Origin of the sequence: Adhaeribacter rhizoryzae, from assembly GCF_008629685.1 — a bacterium.
GTDB classification, from domain to species: domain Bacteria; phylum Bacteroidota; class Bacteroidia; order Cytophagales; family Hymenobacteraceae; genus Adhaeribacter; species Adhaeribacter rhizoryzae.
In genome coordinates, this window is record NZ_VWSF01000003.1 from 396,931 (window position 1) to 412,681 (window position 15,751).

Annotated in this window: 16 protein-coding genes and 1 pseudogene; 5 read left to right on the forward strand and 12 right to left on the reverse strand. The window is 42.2% G+C overall.

Annotated elements, in window-relative coordinates:
* The first annotated feature begins 31 nt into the window (after positions 1 to 31).
* The gene (locus F0145_RS06645; protein ID WP_150087531.1) at positions 32 to 583 is read left to right on the forward strand and encodes a hypothetical protein; all 552 of its coding nucleotides are present in this window, start codon (positions 32 to 34) and stop codon (positions 581 to 583) included.
* A gap of 12 nt (positions 584 to 595) precedes the next feature.
* On the opposite strand, the gene F0145_RS06650 is transcribed toward F0145_RS06645, so the two are convergent.
* From F0145_RS06650 to F0145_RS26505, 6 genes are all read right to left on the reverse strand, one after another.
* On the reverse strand, positions 596 to 1,405 hold the full coding sequence (locus tag F0145_RS06650) for an alpha/beta fold hydrolase (protein ID WP_150087532.1): 810 nt from the start codon (positions 1,403 to 1,405) through the stop codon (positions 596 to 598).
* 515 nt (positions 1,406 to 1,920) lie between these two features.
* Positions 1,921 to 2,478 carry a DUF502 domain-containing protein gene (locus F0145_RS06655; RefSeq protein ID WP_150087533.1) on the reverse strand — a complete coding sequence of 186 codons (558 nt, stop codon included), beginning with the start codon at positions 2,476 to 2,478 and terminating at the stop codon, positions 1,921 to 1,923.
* A 44-nt stretch (positions 2,479 to 2,522) separates the two neighbouring features.
* Positions 2,523 to 3,419, reverse strand: coding sequence for a 4-hydroxy-3-methylbut-2-enyl diphosphate reductase (locus F0145_RS06660; RefSeq protein ID WP_150087534.1), 897 nt, complete (start codon positions 3,417 to 3,419; stop codon positions 2,523 to 2,525).
* A gap of 100 nt (positions 3,420 to 3,519) precedes the next feature.
* Positions 3,520 to 4,221, reverse strand: coding sequence for a (d)CMP kinase (gene cmk / locus F0145_RS06665; protein ID WP_150087535.1), 702 nt, complete (start codon positions 4,219 to 4,221; stop codon positions 3,520 to 3,522).
* A 25-nt stretch (positions 4,222 to 4,246) separates the two neighbouring features.
* Complete coding sequence (locus F0145_RS26120) at positions 4,247 to 4,414, reverse strand: hypothetical protein (RefSeq protein WP_190277481.1); 168 nt, start codon at positions 4,412 to 4,414, stop codon at positions 4,247 to 4,249.
* A 283-nt stretch (positions 4,415 to 4,697) separates the two neighbouring features.
* The gene (locus F0145_RS26505) at positions 4,698 to 5,204 is read right to left on the reverse strand and encodes an HNH endonuclease (protein WP_223815851.1); all 507 of its coding nucleotides are present in this window, start codon (positions 5,202 to 5,204) and stop codon (positions 4,698 to 4,700) included.
* 232 nt (positions 5,205 to 5,436) lie between these two features.
* Between F0145_RS26505 and ade the strand changes: the two genes are divergently transcribed.
* Together ade and F0145_RS06680 are read left to right on the forward strand one after the other, a co-directional pair.
* Positions 5,437 to 7,089, forward strand: coding sequence for an adenine deaminase (gene ade / locus F0145_RS06675; protein WP_150087591.1), 1,653 nt, complete (start codon positions 5,437 to 5,439; stop codon positions 7,087 to 7,089).
* A 184-nt stretch (positions 7,090 to 7,273) separates the two neighbouring features.
* Positions 7,274 to 8,134: a sulfite exporter TauE/SafE family protein gene (locus F0145_RS06680; protein WP_150087536.1), complete on the forward strand. Its 861-nt coding sequence runs from the start codon at positions 7,274 to 7,276 to the stop codon at positions 8,132 to 8,134.
* A gap of 72 nt (positions 8,135 to 8,206) precedes the next feature.
* On the opposite strand, the gene F0145_RS06685 is transcribed toward F0145_RS06680, so the two are convergent.
* Both F0145_RS06685 and F0145_RS06690 read right to left on the reverse strand, forming a co-directional pair.
* Positions 8,207 to 8,626: a response regulator gene (locus F0145_RS06685; protein ID WP_150087537.1), complete on the reverse strand. Its 420-nt coding sequence runs from the start codon at positions 8,624 to 8,626 to the stop codon at positions 8,207 to 8,209.
* Positions 8,627 to 9,136: 510 nt separating this feature from the next.
* Positions 9,137 to 10,114 (reverse strand): annotated as a pseudogene (locus F0145_RS06690) (PLP-dependent cysteine synthase family protein); the annotation flags it as partial.
* A 268-nt stretch (positions 10,115 to 10,382) separates the two neighbouring features.
* Between F0145_RS06690 and sucD the strand changes: the two are divergent.
* Positions 10,383 to 11,273 (forward strand): succinate--CoA ligase subunit alpha, encoded by an 891-nt coding sequence (sucD, locus tag F0145_RS06695; protein ID WP_150087539.1) that lies wholly within the window; start codon positions 10,383 to 10,385, stop codon positions 11,271 to 11,273.
* Between the two features lie 154 nt (positions 11,274 to 11,427).
* Positions 11,428 to 11,904 (forward strand): Dps family protein, encoded by a 477-nt coding sequence (locus tag F0145_RS06700; protein ID WP_150087540.1) that lies wholly within the window; start codon positions 11,428 to 11,430, stop codon positions 11,902 to 11,904.
* 385 nt (positions 11,905 to 12,289) lie between these two features.
* Here the strand turns inward: F0145_RS06700 and F0145_RS06705 are convergent, their stop codons facing one another.
* The 4 genes from F0145_RS06705 to F0145_RS06720 all read right to left on the reverse strand — a co-directional run bounded on the left by F0145_RS06705 (position 12,290) and on the right by F0145_RS06720 (position 15,750).
* Positions 12,290 to 13,072, reverse strand: coding sequence for a hypothetical protein (locus tag F0145_RS06705; protein ID WP_150087541.1), 783 nt, complete (start codon positions 13,070 to 13,072; stop codon positions 12,290 to 12,292).
* Positions 13,073 to 13,374: 302 nt separating this feature from the next.
* Positions 13,375 to 14,940, reverse strand: coding sequence for a ribonuclease Y (gene rny / locus F0145_RS06710; RefSeq protein WP_150087542.1), 1,566 nt, complete (start codon positions 14,938 to 14,940; stop codon positions 13,375 to 13,377).
* Between the two features lie 95 nt (positions 14,941 to 15,035).
* Positions 15,036 to 15,326 carry a cell division protein ZapA gene (locus F0145_RS06715; RefSeq protein WP_150087543.1) on the reverse strand — a complete coding sequence of 97 codons (291 nt, stop codon included), beginning with the start codon at positions 15,324 to 15,326 and terminating at the stop codon, positions 15,036 to 15,038.
* Between the two features lie 127 nt (positions 15,327 to 15,453).
* A complete protein-coding gene (locus tag F0145_RS06720) occupies positions 15,454 to 15,750 on the reverse strand; it encodes an LMBR1 domain-containing protein (protein WP_150087544.1) in 297 nt (98 codons plus the stop codon).
* Position 15,751: the final 1 nt, after the last annotated feature.

Here is a 15,751-nt window from a genome sequence, read left to right on the forward strand (position 1 = left end):
GATTGCCATTCACGCTTTAATTATCTGCACTATGAAAAAACTTTGGCTTTCCGCTGTTCTCTTACTGGTTGTTCTGTTGCGGGCAGGCTTGCCAGATACTTCCCATGCTGCTCCGTATTATAATAAATATGCTTCCCCCATAAACGTACTAGCCCGTGGGGCAGCTACCCCGGATGAGCTCGCAAAATCTTTGTTATTAGCGATACAGGAAAATAATACCAGTGGGTTAAATGCCTTTTTACTCGACGAAAAAGAAATGGTTCTGTTAAAAAATAAAGGCTCGGAAGATATGAAAGCTTTCCTGGAAAATAGGACGGCTACCGATTTACAGGACAACTTCCGGCGTAATTACCAAACCCTGGTAGAACAAGGTGTTAGCCAAACCATTAACTGGTCGGAGTATGCCGTAAGCGAAGCCCGGCTGGGTAAAGGCTCGGCTAAAAATGCCTTTCTGCAACCATTAACCGTACTTTTAACCAATAATCAGCAACAATCGGTTGAGCTTTTATTAGAAACAATAAAACTAAATAACCGCTATTACCTGTTCCGGCAGCTAGAACTTAAGTCGCAGAAGAAAATTTAAAAAAGTTAATATTTAACGAAAAACTTCTTGGTGGCGGCGCAGGTAACCGGCTACATCGTGCAGCAAAAAGGTATGGCCGGTTTTCAGAAGCACCAACTCGCAATTTTGTAAAGCTTTGATAAATATCTGTAAGCTGTGCTGCGGAATTACTTTATCGAACTCGCCCAGAAACAGGTAAACTTTGGTGTTGTGCTGGTTAAGTAATTTTACAATGGCGCGAATATCGAAAGTAAGCTGGCTAAAGCCCATCCAGCTTTTGTAAATGCGCAAGCGTTTGGGCGTTGATTCCATGTGCCAGTTGGCAAAGCGCAGCAGCCCTTTATCTACTACATTATACCTATCGAGCAATTTCACAAACCGGAAAAAAGGTACCGGCCGGAGTACGGTACGTTTAAACATGCCTTGCAGCCAACCCGGATACGTAGCCATGCTGTACCAGAAATTTGTTTTAATGCCATCGGGCGCTACCAGCAATACTTTTTCTATCAACTGCGGAAATCCTTCGATTAACGTAAGCGCAAATTTACCACCCATGCTAAAAGCCATTACCGAGAACCGGGTAATATTTTCTTCCTCTAACAACTGCTGAATCATGGCACACAAAAATTCTTTACGCAAAGGCCATTTAGACTTGGGCAGCTTGCTTTTAGCATGAAAAAATAAATCGAAGGCGTAAATGGTGCAGTCGGGTTTTAAAGCATCGGCCAGCACATGAAAATGGCTCCCCTCCTGTCCGTATCCGTGAAAAGCAAATACAACGTGCTTACCCCGGCCAAAAACCTGGTAATGTAGCTTCGCATTTTCCCGCTGAATGATTGGCAATGGTTAAGTAATGAGTTATAAGTGGTAAGTAATAAGTTTTAAGCAGGCCGATGGCCGAGGTAGCAATACGGGAATATTAAGGTGGTAGTTAGTTTTACTGCCTTTGATAAAAATTATTATTTGTGAAGTATTTTTTTCACTTATAATATTTAGGCTTCAAATACAAGTATGATAAAGTCAGGATTAATGCTGGAACCAGCATTAAAGACCAATTTATTATGTCTATATTTTTCCTATACGGCAAATTATTGATAATTAAAAACATTATCAGAGTCGTCAGGATGTAGATTGCAGTTAATAATCCTTTTCCTTTTAGATTTAAGTTTATTGTAATGAGTACGATAACAAAGCAAATAATTGAAACTATTTCAATAAGCAATGTATAGATAACTTCTTCTCCGTGAGCAAATGAAAGCGTTGGGATTAATAGTAGAATTGTTAAAAGAGCAGCTATATTATTTCTCATCTAAACTTATTCTTAAGTTTATGGTTTACCGCTAACTAGGATATAAATACTATATCTTCGACACGCCACCCGAAACTACAAACTTCATTACTTCGCTGCTGGGCAGTTCCAGGAAAGTAATGTTTTCTTTAGGTACTACCCACAGTTTACCCGAAAAATTATAGGAGTCCGGGAAGTAGACGGCCATGTTATCGTCCATGTTGATGACTACGAGGCTATCCTGGGTAACAAAGCCTACGCTGTACAAAAGTGGTTCGGCTTGCATTTTAACCAACACCGGCCGGCTAAACTTCTGGTTATCGCCGACAAAGGCATCGAATAAATCTTTTATAGAAGAGTATATAATGCTAACAATGGGCACCCGATTGAAGATGCGCTCGGTAATAATAAAAAAAGGCCTTACCAGAAACGAGCTTCCAATAAAGCCTATGAGCGTGAGCATTAAAATCATGACCAAAATACCCAGGCCCGGAATGTGGTAACCGGCAATATTCAGGTCGAATAAATCATCCAGCCAGTTAAGCATGGCCAGAATAATATAAATCGTAAGCGCAATGGGAGCCATAATCAGGAGCCCATTCAGGAAATATCGGAAGAATCGTTTCATCTGTTTGGAGGAGCGTTTTTTAACACCCTTGGCCCGGCCCATAATTATTTTACAGGCTCAAGCACCGGCTGCTCCAGCGCCTGGATGCTATCGGCTACCTGCTGCATGAGCCACATGGGCGTAGAAGTAGCGCCGCAAATTCCTACCGATTGGTAACCCTGAAACCAGGCTGGGTCCAGTTCATCCTCGTTCTCCACAAAATAACTCCGGGAATTTACCTGCTGGCACACACTGTATAGGGCCTTGCCGTTAGAACTTTTTTTGCCGCTCACAAACACAATAACATCGTGCTCAGTAGCAAATTTATTGAGCTGTGGTTCGCGGTTAGATACCTGGCGGCAAATACTGTCGTTGGCATCAAACTCGGTTAAATCGCCTTTAGCCTGCGCAATGCGTTCTTCTATCTGGGCTTTAATATTGTAAAAACCTTTGGTGCTTTTGGTGGTCTGGCTGAAAAGAGTAACCGGGCGGGTAAAATCTATTTTGTCTAGATCGGCTTCGGTGGTAACAATAATGGCTTCGTCGTGGGTTTGCCCGGCAATGCCAATTACTTCGGCGTGGCCCTGCTGACCGTAAATAACTATTTGCCCGTTCTGCGCCCGCATGTCGTCGTAGGCGTGCTTAACCCGGTTTTGCAGTTTTAATACTACCGGGCACGAGGCATCAATCAGTTCAATATTATTTTTTAAGGCTAACTGGTAGGTTTCGGGTGGTTCGCCGTGCGCCCGTATCAGCACTTTGCAATCGTGTAATTCTTTTAACTGATCCCGGTCTATTATGCGCAAACCTTTCTTATATAGCCGGTTTACCTCCATGCTGTTGTGCACAATATCGCCTAGGCAATATAATTCCGGAACGTTTGCCATTTCGTCTTCCGCCATCTGAATGGCAAATTCAACGCCGAAGCAATATCCCGAATTTTTATCTATGGTTATGGTCATTTTCTGTATTACGAAGCTGCTGCATTATTTTAAACCAGAAAGAAATAGTCAATAATTAAGCCAGGTTCGGGTAAAATATTGGTTTACTATTTATATAAGATTAATTCGTTTCGGATAATTCCCGCTGAAATATTTGCGATGCAACCATTTCCAAAACAAAATCAACTTGCTCATCTATGGTAATAAAAGTGGTATCGAGTAACCTGGCATCGGGAGCTTGCACCAACGGACTTTCTTTCCGGGTTGAGTCAATTAGGTCGCGTTTCTGTAAATTCTGAACAATTTCGTCTATCGGCACCAGCTCGCCTTTGTCCAGCAACTCATCCTGACGCCGTTTGGCCCGGGTATACACTTCGGCGGTCATAAACACTTTCACTTCGGCATCCGGAAAAACGGTAGTACCAATATCGCGACCATCCATTACCACGCCTCTTTTCTTAGCCATTTTCTGCTGCTGCTTTACCAAACAATGGCGCACTTCCGGAATAACACTTACCTCGCTTACTTTATTGGAGATATACATTTTCCGGATTTCGTCTTCTACGTTTAAGCCGTTCAGAAAAACTTCGTTGCGTTGAGTTTTGGCGTTCCGTTCGAAAGTAATGTGAATATCGGATAAAGCCTGGTTTATTTTTTTAGGATTGGTTAAATCAATATAATGTTCGAGAAAATAAAGGGTAACCGCCCGGTACATAGCGCCGGTATCTATGTATGCGTAATGCAGCTCTTTGGCTACTATTTTCGCAGTAGTACTTTTTCCACACGACGAATATCCGTCAATAGCTACTACAATCTTTTTCATATAAAAAGCTGCTGGTTAATCTGAATTATTTTTCGTTGCACGGACAAGGCATTGCTTTTCCTTTCCGCATCTTCTTTTTATAAGCCATGGTTTTTTTAGTCAGCGATGCTTTCCGGTTGCAGGCCATTTCGGCCGAGCTGCCACCTAAAAACAACAAGAGCATAAAACCCCACCCTATTTTTTTTAACATCATTTAAAAACTATTTTAAAACAGAACCTGAACCAGTACTGCATTTAAGTATAGCTGCCAGAAAAACGAACCTAAATTTTAAAAGTTTAAATAAACCGCTAAATAGTAAGTCCTCAGCTCTTTGCCTGTTTTCTGTCCATACGTAATCAATGCCTCAAAAATACGAAAAGAGATTAACTATTATTGTTTATTTAGCAGTAAGCCGCCGAATAAAGTACTTAACGTGCATTGCTGCCCTATTCTGTTAATTAACTGGCACCAGAGCTTCGGTGCTAATTTGTTTTTGTTACCAGCCGAAATCTTTGTTGGTTTTGGCAACGTGGCAATTATGGCAAAGCATCTGAAAATTAGAGAGCCAGCAGCCGCCACCGCCGTATTTTACGGGTATTATGTGGTCTACTTTTAAATCGCGACGAGCCCGGCAAACGGTACATTTCCGGCCCTGGTACTTGGCCACGTAATATTCAAACGTACCAACCTGCCCATCAATAATGGCCCAAACGGCTGTAGCAAATTTAGTACAATCGTTAGTAGCCCACCGTCTGCGCCGGCCCGCAAGTACGGCTCCGCAGCCACAAGAACAAAGCCCATCTTTGCGGTCCGGAAACATATCCGGGAAAGCTAAATGGGCCTGAATGCGCCGGTAAGGATTAATTTGTACCTGCTCGTAAATTCCACCTGGGTCGAAAAATATTACCCGCTCCTGCCAGCCATATTTTAGTTTAAGCTTTTTAAAAGGTAAAGGTTCTGCCAGGAATTTGCTATTAGGTGGCAGGTTAATTTCCGCTTGCATTAATATTTATAAAATCTTTCAATATTTTATTCTAGCGTAAAATTACGGAACCTACGCCCAAGTGCAACTAACATTCTTAGCTGAAATCACATTTGCAATTCTATAATATTTCTGTAAAAGCATTTGGTACACTCCGGATTTTGGAAGAACCCGTATGGCTATTTGTTTAAAATTATAGTTTATTTTGTTTTTACAAACGTATGTAATTACCCAAACCCAGCATTTAAGCCACATGCCAACTTACCCGAAAGACTTTAGCATTAGCGGAAAAATAGTAGATGTTTTGCACCACCAAATTATAGAAGGCACGCTGGAGGTGGTAAACGGCAAAATTCATAAAATAACCCCGGGCCCGGTTACGGCACAGCAATATATTTTACCGGGCTTTATTGATGCCCACGTCCACATCGAAAGCTCAATGCTGGTGCCCTCCGAATTTGCCCGGCTAGCCGTGGTACACGGCACGGTAGCTACGGTTTCTGATCCGCACGAAATTGGCAATGTACTGGGGCTAAAAGGCGTAGAATACATGATTCAGAACGGGGCTAAAGTACCTTTTAAGTTTTATTTTGGAGCACCGTCGTGTGTACCGGCTACTTCTTTCGAAACAGCCGGTGCCGAAATCACGCCCGACGACATAGAAGAATTATTTCAGCGGAGCGAGATTAAATATTTGGCCGAAATGATGAACTGGCCCGGGGTGCTGCACCAGGATGCAACGGTTGTGCAGAAAATTACCTTAGCGCAAAAATTTGGCAAGCAGGTAGATGGGCACGCGCCCGGTTTGCGCGGCGAGCAGGCGCGGCAATATATTGCGGCCGGCATTAGCACCGATCACGAATGTTTTACTGCCGAAGAAGCCTTAGACAAGCTGGCCTACGGCATGAAAATATTGATTAGAGAAGGCAGCGCCGCCCGCAATTTTGAAGCTTTAATTGGTTTGTTGCCCGACTACCCGGACCGGATGATGTTTTGCTCTGATGATAAACACCCCGACAACCTGGTGGAAGGCCATATAAATACGCTGGTAAAAAGAGCTTTAGCCAAAGAGATTGATTTGTTTAAAATATTGCAAGCCGCCTGCGTAAACCCGGTGCAACATTACGACCTGGAAGTAGGCCTTTTACAACAGAACGATCCGGCCGATTTTATTGTGGTAGATAACCTGAGCGACTTTAATGTGCTGCAAACCTATATTAATGGTTTTCTGGTAGCCGAAAATGGCCGTACAACTATTCCGTACACCGCCAGCGAAATCGTGAATAATTTTAATACACAGCTTAAAACCCTAAGTCAGTTCCGGGTACCGGCCCCAGCAAATGCCGCCTATTTAAACGTAATAGAAGCAGCCGACGGACAATTAATAACCAAAGGAACCCGGGTTAAGGCTACTATACAAATTGGTGCAGCAATAGCCAACGTGGCCGAAGATGTGCTGAAAATAGCGGTGGTTAACCGGTACCAAAACACTGAACCTGCGTTGGCTTTTATCCGGAATGTAGGCTTAAAAGAAGGTGCCATCGCTTCCTCGGTGGCCCACGACTCGCATAATATTATTGTAGTGGGCGTAGATGACGAAAGCATTTGCCGGGCAGTAAACTTAATTATTAGCGCTAAAGGCGGGATTGCTGCAGTGGGTAATGAATTCGAAAAAATATTGCCTTTGGCGGTAGCCGGTATTATGTCTGATGCGGATGGTTACGAGGTTGCCAAAGCTTACTCGGAACTAGACGGTTTAGCAAAAAAAATGGGTAGTACCTTGCAATCGCCGTTTATGACGCTTTCTTTTATGGCCTTACTCGTAATTCCGGCCCTTAAGCTAAGCGACAAAGGCCTTTTCGATGGCAATCAGTTCAAATTCACCTCGTTGTTTGTGCCGGAATAAATATTTCGGCTAAAAGCAACCTTGTATGAATACTCACTAAAAAGCACAAAAATTAGTCTAAAGTAAGTAATTCAAAACACTTTTGGCTACTTTGAGTAAGTATACAGTAGTAGCTATATATTTCAGAATAGAAGCGTTGCTAAATTTTAGCGCATAAACGCCTAACCGCCGTTGCCCGTAACTTATGCTGACCGAAACCTTGATTATGATGCTGGTGGGATTGCTGGTAAGTACTTTTGGTACGGTAGTCGGGTTTGGCGGCGGGGTATTTATGGTACCCATTCTGATTTTATTCTTTCATTTTCCTATTGAAATTGCCATAGGTACCACCATGTCGGCCATGCTTCCGGCATCCTTAATTGCTTCTTTTTTTAATTACCGCGAAAAAAATATTGATTATGTAGTCGCCTCCCTCATCCAGTTTCCGGCAATGGCCGGCACCGTAGTGGGGGCTTTTCTGGTGGCTTTTCTGCCGGTAGTAGAGTTGCAGTTTATCTTTGCTTTTTTTGTAATTATTATAAGCTTCTTAATACTCGGCACCCCCAAGCAGAAAGCAAAACTAAACCGGAAAACGGGGGTGATGTACCGCGTAACCCACATGCCTACTTCTTTTATCCGGAAAAACCACCACAAGCACTTGGCTTACCGCATTAACGGCGGCGTAGTGGCATTATTTGGCTTAATAACCGGCACAGTAGCTGGTTTATTTGGTATTGGCGGCGGCTTTTTACAAACCCCGGCTATGATTAAAGTATTTAACATGCCTACCCGCATTGCTACCTCTACCTCGCTTTTTGTTTTAACAGTAACCAGTTTTACCGGGCTTTGTACGCATTTCTGGCTGGGGCATGTAGATTGGAACAAAAGCGTACCCTTAATGACGGCTTTCGCCATTGGTGCTGCTTTAGGTCAATATTTTAAAAGAGATGATGTAAATATACCGGCTATTGATTTGTTAATTGGGGTTGGCTTGTTCCTGGCCGGTATAGCTTTAATAATTAATATTATTATTAAAACCGGGGTGCTGTTTAATTTTACTTTCTGAAAAAACTCTTTCGGTTTCTAGGGTTTAACTCCAGGATTTTCAGCCAATAATTACCAGATTATTTAAGCATACTTATTCGGCATTGGCATAATGCATAGAAAGCAGCGTTTCTACTTTTTCAATGGTTAAGGGTTTGGTAATATAATACGCATTAAAATCGCTGGCCCGGCTGGTATCCTGCGGGTGGTTAGACGTTGATAAAATAGCCACCAGAATATCGCTCCGGAACTGTTCATCAAATTGGTTATACAATTCCAAAAATTCGAAACCATCTATTACGGGCATATTTATATCCAGTAAAATAAGCTCCGGCTTGGTTTCGGAAGTGCCGCCATTTGCCTGGCTTAAATTTTCCAGGTATTCGAAAGCAGTTTTACCGTTGCTTAATACTTTTATTTTATCAGTTACGGCCATGCGTCGCAGCAATCGTTCGTTCAGAAAGTTACTGGTATCGTTATCGTCTACTAATAAAATACTCCTTAATTTTTTCATGATAATCTTTCGCCCTTCTGCTGAAGGAAATAATATTTATGCCTACTCTAAATTTAATAATTACCTCCAGCCGCCTGTATTTTCCAGAATTTGCTTAAATAACAAATCTCGCTGCTTTCAGCAATTTGAGCAAGAACCAAGACTAAGTACTTATTTTTCTCGGCTTTACTTCAATCAATCCTGGTGCTGTTATCAGCACTGCCCAACACAATGTAGTTACCGGCTTTAAAGGTTGTAAGTTGCACGCTAATGGCCTATATTTTATCTTTTTACCCGTAATAATTTAATATTGACTTTTTGTTAAAAATTGGCCCTTATAAGCCTGAATAAAGCTGTTGCCGGCCTCAACCAGAAAGCTTCTCTTAACCTTAAATTAAAGCTAATATTTTTATTAAATCAGATTCTAACACTAATAAACAAATTATATTGCTTAATGTTTTAAAGGCCAAAAAAAATAACGGCCTGGTATAAACTACCAGACCGTTACGTTTCTTCGGGTTGTTTTAGTTATTCAATATAGCCTTCGGCCCGCATCCAATCATCGTTGTAAATTTTGGCCAGATAACGGGTGCCGTGGTCAGGCAGCAATATTACCAGCACATCGTCTTTGGTTAAGTTTTCTTTGGCATATTCCAGGGCGCCGTGTACGGCCGTGCCGCAAGACCAACCCACAAACAAACCTTCTTCTTTGGCTAACCGCCGCGTCATTAAAGCGCCATCTTTATCGGTAACCTTAATAAATAAGTCAATCAGGTCAAAGTCTACGTTTTTAGGCAGAATATCTTCGCCAATGCCTTCGGTTTTGTAAGGATATATTTCGTTTTTGTCGAAAATACCAGTCTCTTTATATTTTTTGAAAACCGAGCCGTAAGTATCGAGGCCGATAGATTTTATAGCCGGGTTTTGCTCTTTTAAATATTTAGAAATACCGCAAATAGTGCCGCCAGTGCCTACCCCGCAGGCAAAATGCGTAACCTTACCCTCGGTTTGCTCCCAAATTTCCGGACCAGTAGTTGCGTAGTGCGCTGCCGTGTTCGATAAATTATCGTACTGGTTGGGGTAAAAAGAATTAGGTATTTCGCGGTTTAAGCGTTTAGCCACCGAATAATAAGACTGCGGATCTTCCGGCGCTACGTTGGTAGGGCACACAATTACATCGGCGCCTACAGCTTTTAAAATATTAATTTTTTCGGGGCTTTGCTTATCGGTAAGCGTAAATATACATTTATAACCCCTGGCCGAAGCAGCTAAAGCCAAGCCCATGCCGGTATTGCCCGATGTTCCTTCGATAATGGTACCACCGGGCTTTAAAATACCGGCTTTTTCGGCATCTTCAATCATTTTAACGGCCATACGGTCTTTCACCGAATTACCCGGATTAAAATATTCTACTTTAGCCAGAATGGTAGCCTCAACCCCAGCGGTAACTTTATTTAACTTAGCCAGCGGCGTATTACCAATAGCTTCTGAAATATGATTTAAATACATTATTTCTGTTCAGGTTGTATTTCTTTTCTGTTGTTTCGGGTACGTACTTATGCAAATACGTAAGCCGGTATACTATAAATTAAGGCAAAAGTAGTTGTTTTAACCTAAAATCTTTTAATAAAATCCGGGCACCGCAACTTTAAACAAAAGTATTGCCCCGGAATTGTCTGTTCAGGTACTTAAACTTTATTTTTGGTTGGCAGGCAAAATAATCTATTTTTGCAACACTTACTTTAATTGTGCGTCAGACATCTTAAAAAAAGAAAACATGAGTGTTTTAGTAAATAAAGATTCAAAAGTAATTGTACAGGGCTTTACCGGCTCCGAGGGATCTTTTCATGCCCAGCAAATGATAGAATACGGTACTAATCTGGTAGGTGGGGTTACCCCGGGCAAAGGTGGTTCTTCGCACCTGGATCGGCCGGTTTTTAACACTGTAGCCGAAGCCGTACAAAAAACCGGCGCCAATGTATCTATTATTTTTGTGCCGCCGGCTTTTGCTGCCGATGCCATTATGGAAGCGGCCGACGCGGGCATTAAGGTAATTGTTGCCATTACCGAAGGCATCCCGACCAAAGACATGATTTTTGCCAAAGAATATATCAAAAACTTTGATGTTACCCTTATTGGCCCGAACTGCCCAGGTGTAATTACGCCCGGCGAAGCCAAAGTAGGTATTATGCCCGGCTTTGTATTTGAACCCGGCCGCATTGGCATTGTTTCTAAATCCGGAACATTAACTTACGAAGCTGCCGACCAAATTGTAAAAGCTGGTTTAGGTATTTCTACGGCTATTGGTATTGGCGGCGACCCAATTATTGGCACGCCCACCAAAGATGCCGTTGAATTGCTGATGAACGACCCCGAAACCGACGCCATTGTAATGATTGGCGAAATTGGCGGTAACTACGAAGCCGTTGCTTCTGAATACATTAAATCTACGGGTAACAAAAAGCCTGTTGTTGGTTTTATTGCCGGCCAAACCGCTCCTAAAGGCCGCCGTATGGGCCACGCGGGTGCTATTATTGGAGGTGCCGATGATACTGCCGCCGCTAAAATGAAAATTATGCGCGAAAGCGGTATTTACGTGGTAGAATCGCCGGCAAATATTGGCGAAACCATGCTGAAAGCTTTAAAAGGTGAGCCTATTTCGGCTTAAACTTTTATTAATAAGTAACTTAAAAGGTGCAGCCCCAAAGCTGCACCTTTTTTTATAACCTTTGGCGGGTAACTACGGTTTAAAAGCTATAAACATTTATTAACGTTTAAGATTTTTTAATTCTGAACACCATAAAATTATAGCTTACACTACTATGGAAAACCTAACTGATTTGGGGCTAGAAAAAGAAACCAATCTGGAACTGGCCGAAAAACTAAATGAACTACTTGCCAATTATCATATTTATTACCAGAACTTACGTGCTTTTCACTGGAATATTAAAGGCGTAAACTTTTTTCAGTTGCACGCCAAGTTCGAAGAACTATATACCCAGGCTTTGGTTAAGATTGATGAAATTGCGGAACGTATTCTTACCTTGGGGCATACGCCGCTGCATACCTTCTCCGATTATGTGCGGGTTTCATCGGTTAAAGAATGTCAGAACCTTACCGGCGATCGCGAAACCGTTAACGCTACCATCGAAAATATCAGAACCATTATTCAACTGGAACGCAATATTTTAAAATTGGCCGGCGAAAGCAACGATGAAGGAACCCAAGGCATGATTAGCGAAGATTTAAACGAGCACGAAAAAAATCATTGGATGCTGCGCGCCTTCCTGAAAAACTAAAACTTTAATATTTTGATAAGTAAAAAGAAAGGCAGCTCTCATGAGAGCTGCCTTTCTTTTTTGGTAATTGCTAAAGTTGGGGCAAAAAAAAAGGCTTGATAAGTCAAGCCCCTTTCCCCTAATAAAAAAACACCATTTATTATCTTTAATCAGGTAAAAACCTACCTGCTATTTTCTCAATTTCTTAAGCCCTCACGGCACAGTTCCTTTTACGACAAAGTTGGCAGGAAGTTTAGATTATTTAATAAAATATTTAAAATATTTTTTAACCGCCTGATTGTTAAGGTAAAAATTTAGACAAGCTTATTTCTTACCCTAAATTATTACCAGAACCAACATCCTGAATATTATTTTGCTTTGAATTTCACCTTCAAAAAAATATTGGTTACCGGGCCGGTTTACGGCCTGGAGTATTCCGGTTATTAATATTACGTCCGCCTACATTAACTACAAAACCTAAACTAAAAACCGAGTAAGCCGCCGTTAGCGTTTTGCGGTTGCGTAGCCCAAAGTTACTGCCAGTAGTATATTGCAGTTGCACCGCCGGGTTTAAGGTTATGCGGGTATAAAAAATTGGTTCCAGAAAAATATTATCTTCAATGGGTTGCGCCAGGCCATTCAGGGTATGATCGGTCATGCTTATGTAACTGGCCCGTAGCGCCGTGCCGTAGTTTAACGGAAAGTCGCGGTTAAATAAATGCCAGGCTTTTTTTCTTTTTGAGCTGTAATTTACCTGCAGAAAATATTTGTTAAAACTACCTTCGCGTCGCTGGTAATCCAATACGCCTTCGGCTGTTTCGTTTTTCTTTAGCCGGTCGCTGCTGCCTTTCCCAAAACCCGTGTACACCTCAAATACCCGGTTCTGCTCCGGCCCAAATGAGGTAAAGTACCCTACTCCGCCTTCTAATAAATTATGCCGGAAATCCTGCTTTTTGCGTTCGCTGCTTAACATAGAACCATTTAGCAAAACCCCAATATGGTCGGTAACAGCATAGGCCGTATTAAACGTAATATTACCTTTTAAAGTAGTGTGGGCACCGGCACTTAACTCGCCTTTTTGGGTAAACATGGGCACGTTGGGCACATTGGGCATATAAACCGAAGTACAACCCGATACCAATACAGCCAGACCACCGGCTAGCCCTAAAGCAGATAGAAATTTTTTCATGTTACTAAACCAGTGGGGCAGAGAATTAACAGATGCTTATCGGTGACTGAAAAGTGCTGACTTTTCCTCCTTTCCCACGCTGCCCACAATCTGCCAGACTAAAATTGAGCGGTTAAATTGGGATAAATTACTTTAAAAACAAACTTGTTTTCGGCAAAAAAATTACAGTATCGCCAGGGCACTTTATGGCTTATTCTCTATAGAATTAGCATAAATAACTAATTGTTGTGCTACATTAATAACTAAAAAGCCCCGCCAGAAATACCGGGCAGGGCTTTAACTGAATTTTATAAGCTATTCAATTATTTGGCATAAGCCACAGAACGCATTTCCCGGATTACAGTAATTTTAATCTGACCCGGATACTGCATTTCTTTTTCTATTTTTTGCGAAATATCGTAAGATAACTGCTGCGCGCGTTCGTCGGTTACATTGTCGGCATCTACCATAACGCGTAACTCACGACCCGCCTGAATGGCGTAGCACTGGTTTACGCCATCAAAACCAATGGCGGTTTCTTCTAATTCTTTTAAGCGTTTAATGTACGATTCCATTATTTCGCGGCGGGCACCCGGACGTGAACCCGAAATGGCATCGCAGGCTTGTACCAGCGGCGAAATCATAGCGGTCATTTCTAATTCGTCGTGGTGGGCACCAATGGCGTTGCACACATCCGGATGCTCTTTGTATTTTTTAGCCAGTTCCATACCCAAAATAGCGTGCGGCAATTCTGGTTCTTCGGGGGTTACTTTACCAATATCGTGCAGCAAGCCGGCGCGTTTGGCATGTTTTACGTTTAAGCCCAGTTCGGCGGCCATGGTTGCGCACAGGTTGGCTACTTCGCGGGAGTGCTGCAATAAGTTTTGGCCGTATGATGACCGGAAACGCATGCGGCCCACCATTTTAATTAGTTCGGGATGTAAACCATGAATGCCCAAATCAATAATGGTCCGTTCGCCAATTTCTATAATCTCGTCTTCAATATTCTTTTTGGTTTTGGCAACTACCTCCTCAATGCGGGCCGGGTGAATGCGGCCATCAGAAACCAGGCGGTGCAGCGATAAACGGGCAATTTCGCGACGAACTGGGTCAAAACCTGAGATTATAATGGCTTCCGGCGTATCGTCCACAATAATTTCTACGCCGGTTGCAGCTTCCAGTGCCCGGATGTTCCGACCTTCCCGACCAATAATTTTACCTTTAATATCGTCGCTCTCAATGTTAAACACCGACACGCAGTTTTCGATAGCGTGTTCGGCAGCGGTGCGCTGAATGGTTTCCAGTACTACTTTTTTGGCGTCTTTGGTAGCAGTAAGTTTAGCCTGGGCTACTACGTCTTTAATATAGGAAGAAGCTTGGATCTGGGCTTCGTTTTTCAGGGAGTCGATGAGTTGCTCACGGGCTTCCGCAGCACTCAGGTTGGCAATTTTTTCGAGCTGTTCAATTACCGAAAGGCGGGCTTTTTCTACTTCTTCTTTCCGCTTTTTAATGCCGTCTAGTTGGGTATTCAGTTGCTCTTTCTGGGTATTTAATTCGGCTTCTTTGCGTTTTAAATTTTCGGCCTGGGTGGCAACCTGCTGTTCGCGTTGTTTTACTTTGTTCTCGTTCTGAATAATGATGTTTTTCTTTTTGTTGGCATCTTCTTCAAATTCGGCTTTCAGGCGCAAATATTTTTCTTTGGCTTCCAGAATACGATCTTTTTTCAGGCTTTCGGCGTTCAGTTCGGCTTCCCGAATAATTAATTTGGCCTTTTCGCGGGCTTCATCCTCTTCTTTTTTGAAAACCTGGCGCAACAACGATCGCCCGATAAAAATACCCACTGCCAGCGAGGCAATGGCTGTACCGATAATATAGATAGTGGTAGACATGACTATAATTTTTTATGTTTAAAATTATAGCAGCCAAGGCAAGCGCCTGAATAAAGCCAGAAAAGAAAATAGTTGGGCTACCCAAAGGCAGCCGGTTATTCTACTTTAAGAGTTGTAAGAAGTTGGTCCAGATGCGCTAATTTTTCCGATAGAATACTTTTTTCCGTTTCATCGTTCCGAACGGTATGCAAACTATCGGCGGCTACCTCTAAGGCAACCATAGCCAGTAAATCTTGTTTATCATCTATGCCAAATTGGTCCCGGAAAAGTTTCAGGCGCTCATTCAGCATCCGACCGGCTATCCGCAGCCGTTCTTCTTCTTCTTCCGTTACCCGCATGGGATAATCCCGGTCAGCTATGCGTATTTTTATTGATAACTCACTCATTCTGCGGTGTAATACGGTTTTTGTGTTGGTAACTAGTTCCTAATTTCTATTTATGTAAAACTTGAATATGAATAGATTTAATGGTTATTAATTAGGTGCTATTAAACTTTTTACCAAACTGTTACAATCAATCTCTTAAATAAGCAATACACTTATCTATTTCTCTAATATATTCGTTTATTTTCAGCTTTAATTCAGTAGCGCTGGCAGCATCGGCTGCTATCGTATTTACAATTTTAGTTATATTCTCTTGATTTTGAAAATTTTTTATTTCTTCTTCCTTTTGTTTAACCATTAATTCCAGTTGCCGGATTTCCTGGTGCGCTTTCTCCAGGGCCTCCTGCGTCTGGTTATAACGGGCAATTAATTTCGAAAGCTTCTGCTCTATCCGGTTAAGCTGCTCCAGTTCCTCCTTTGCTCCCATC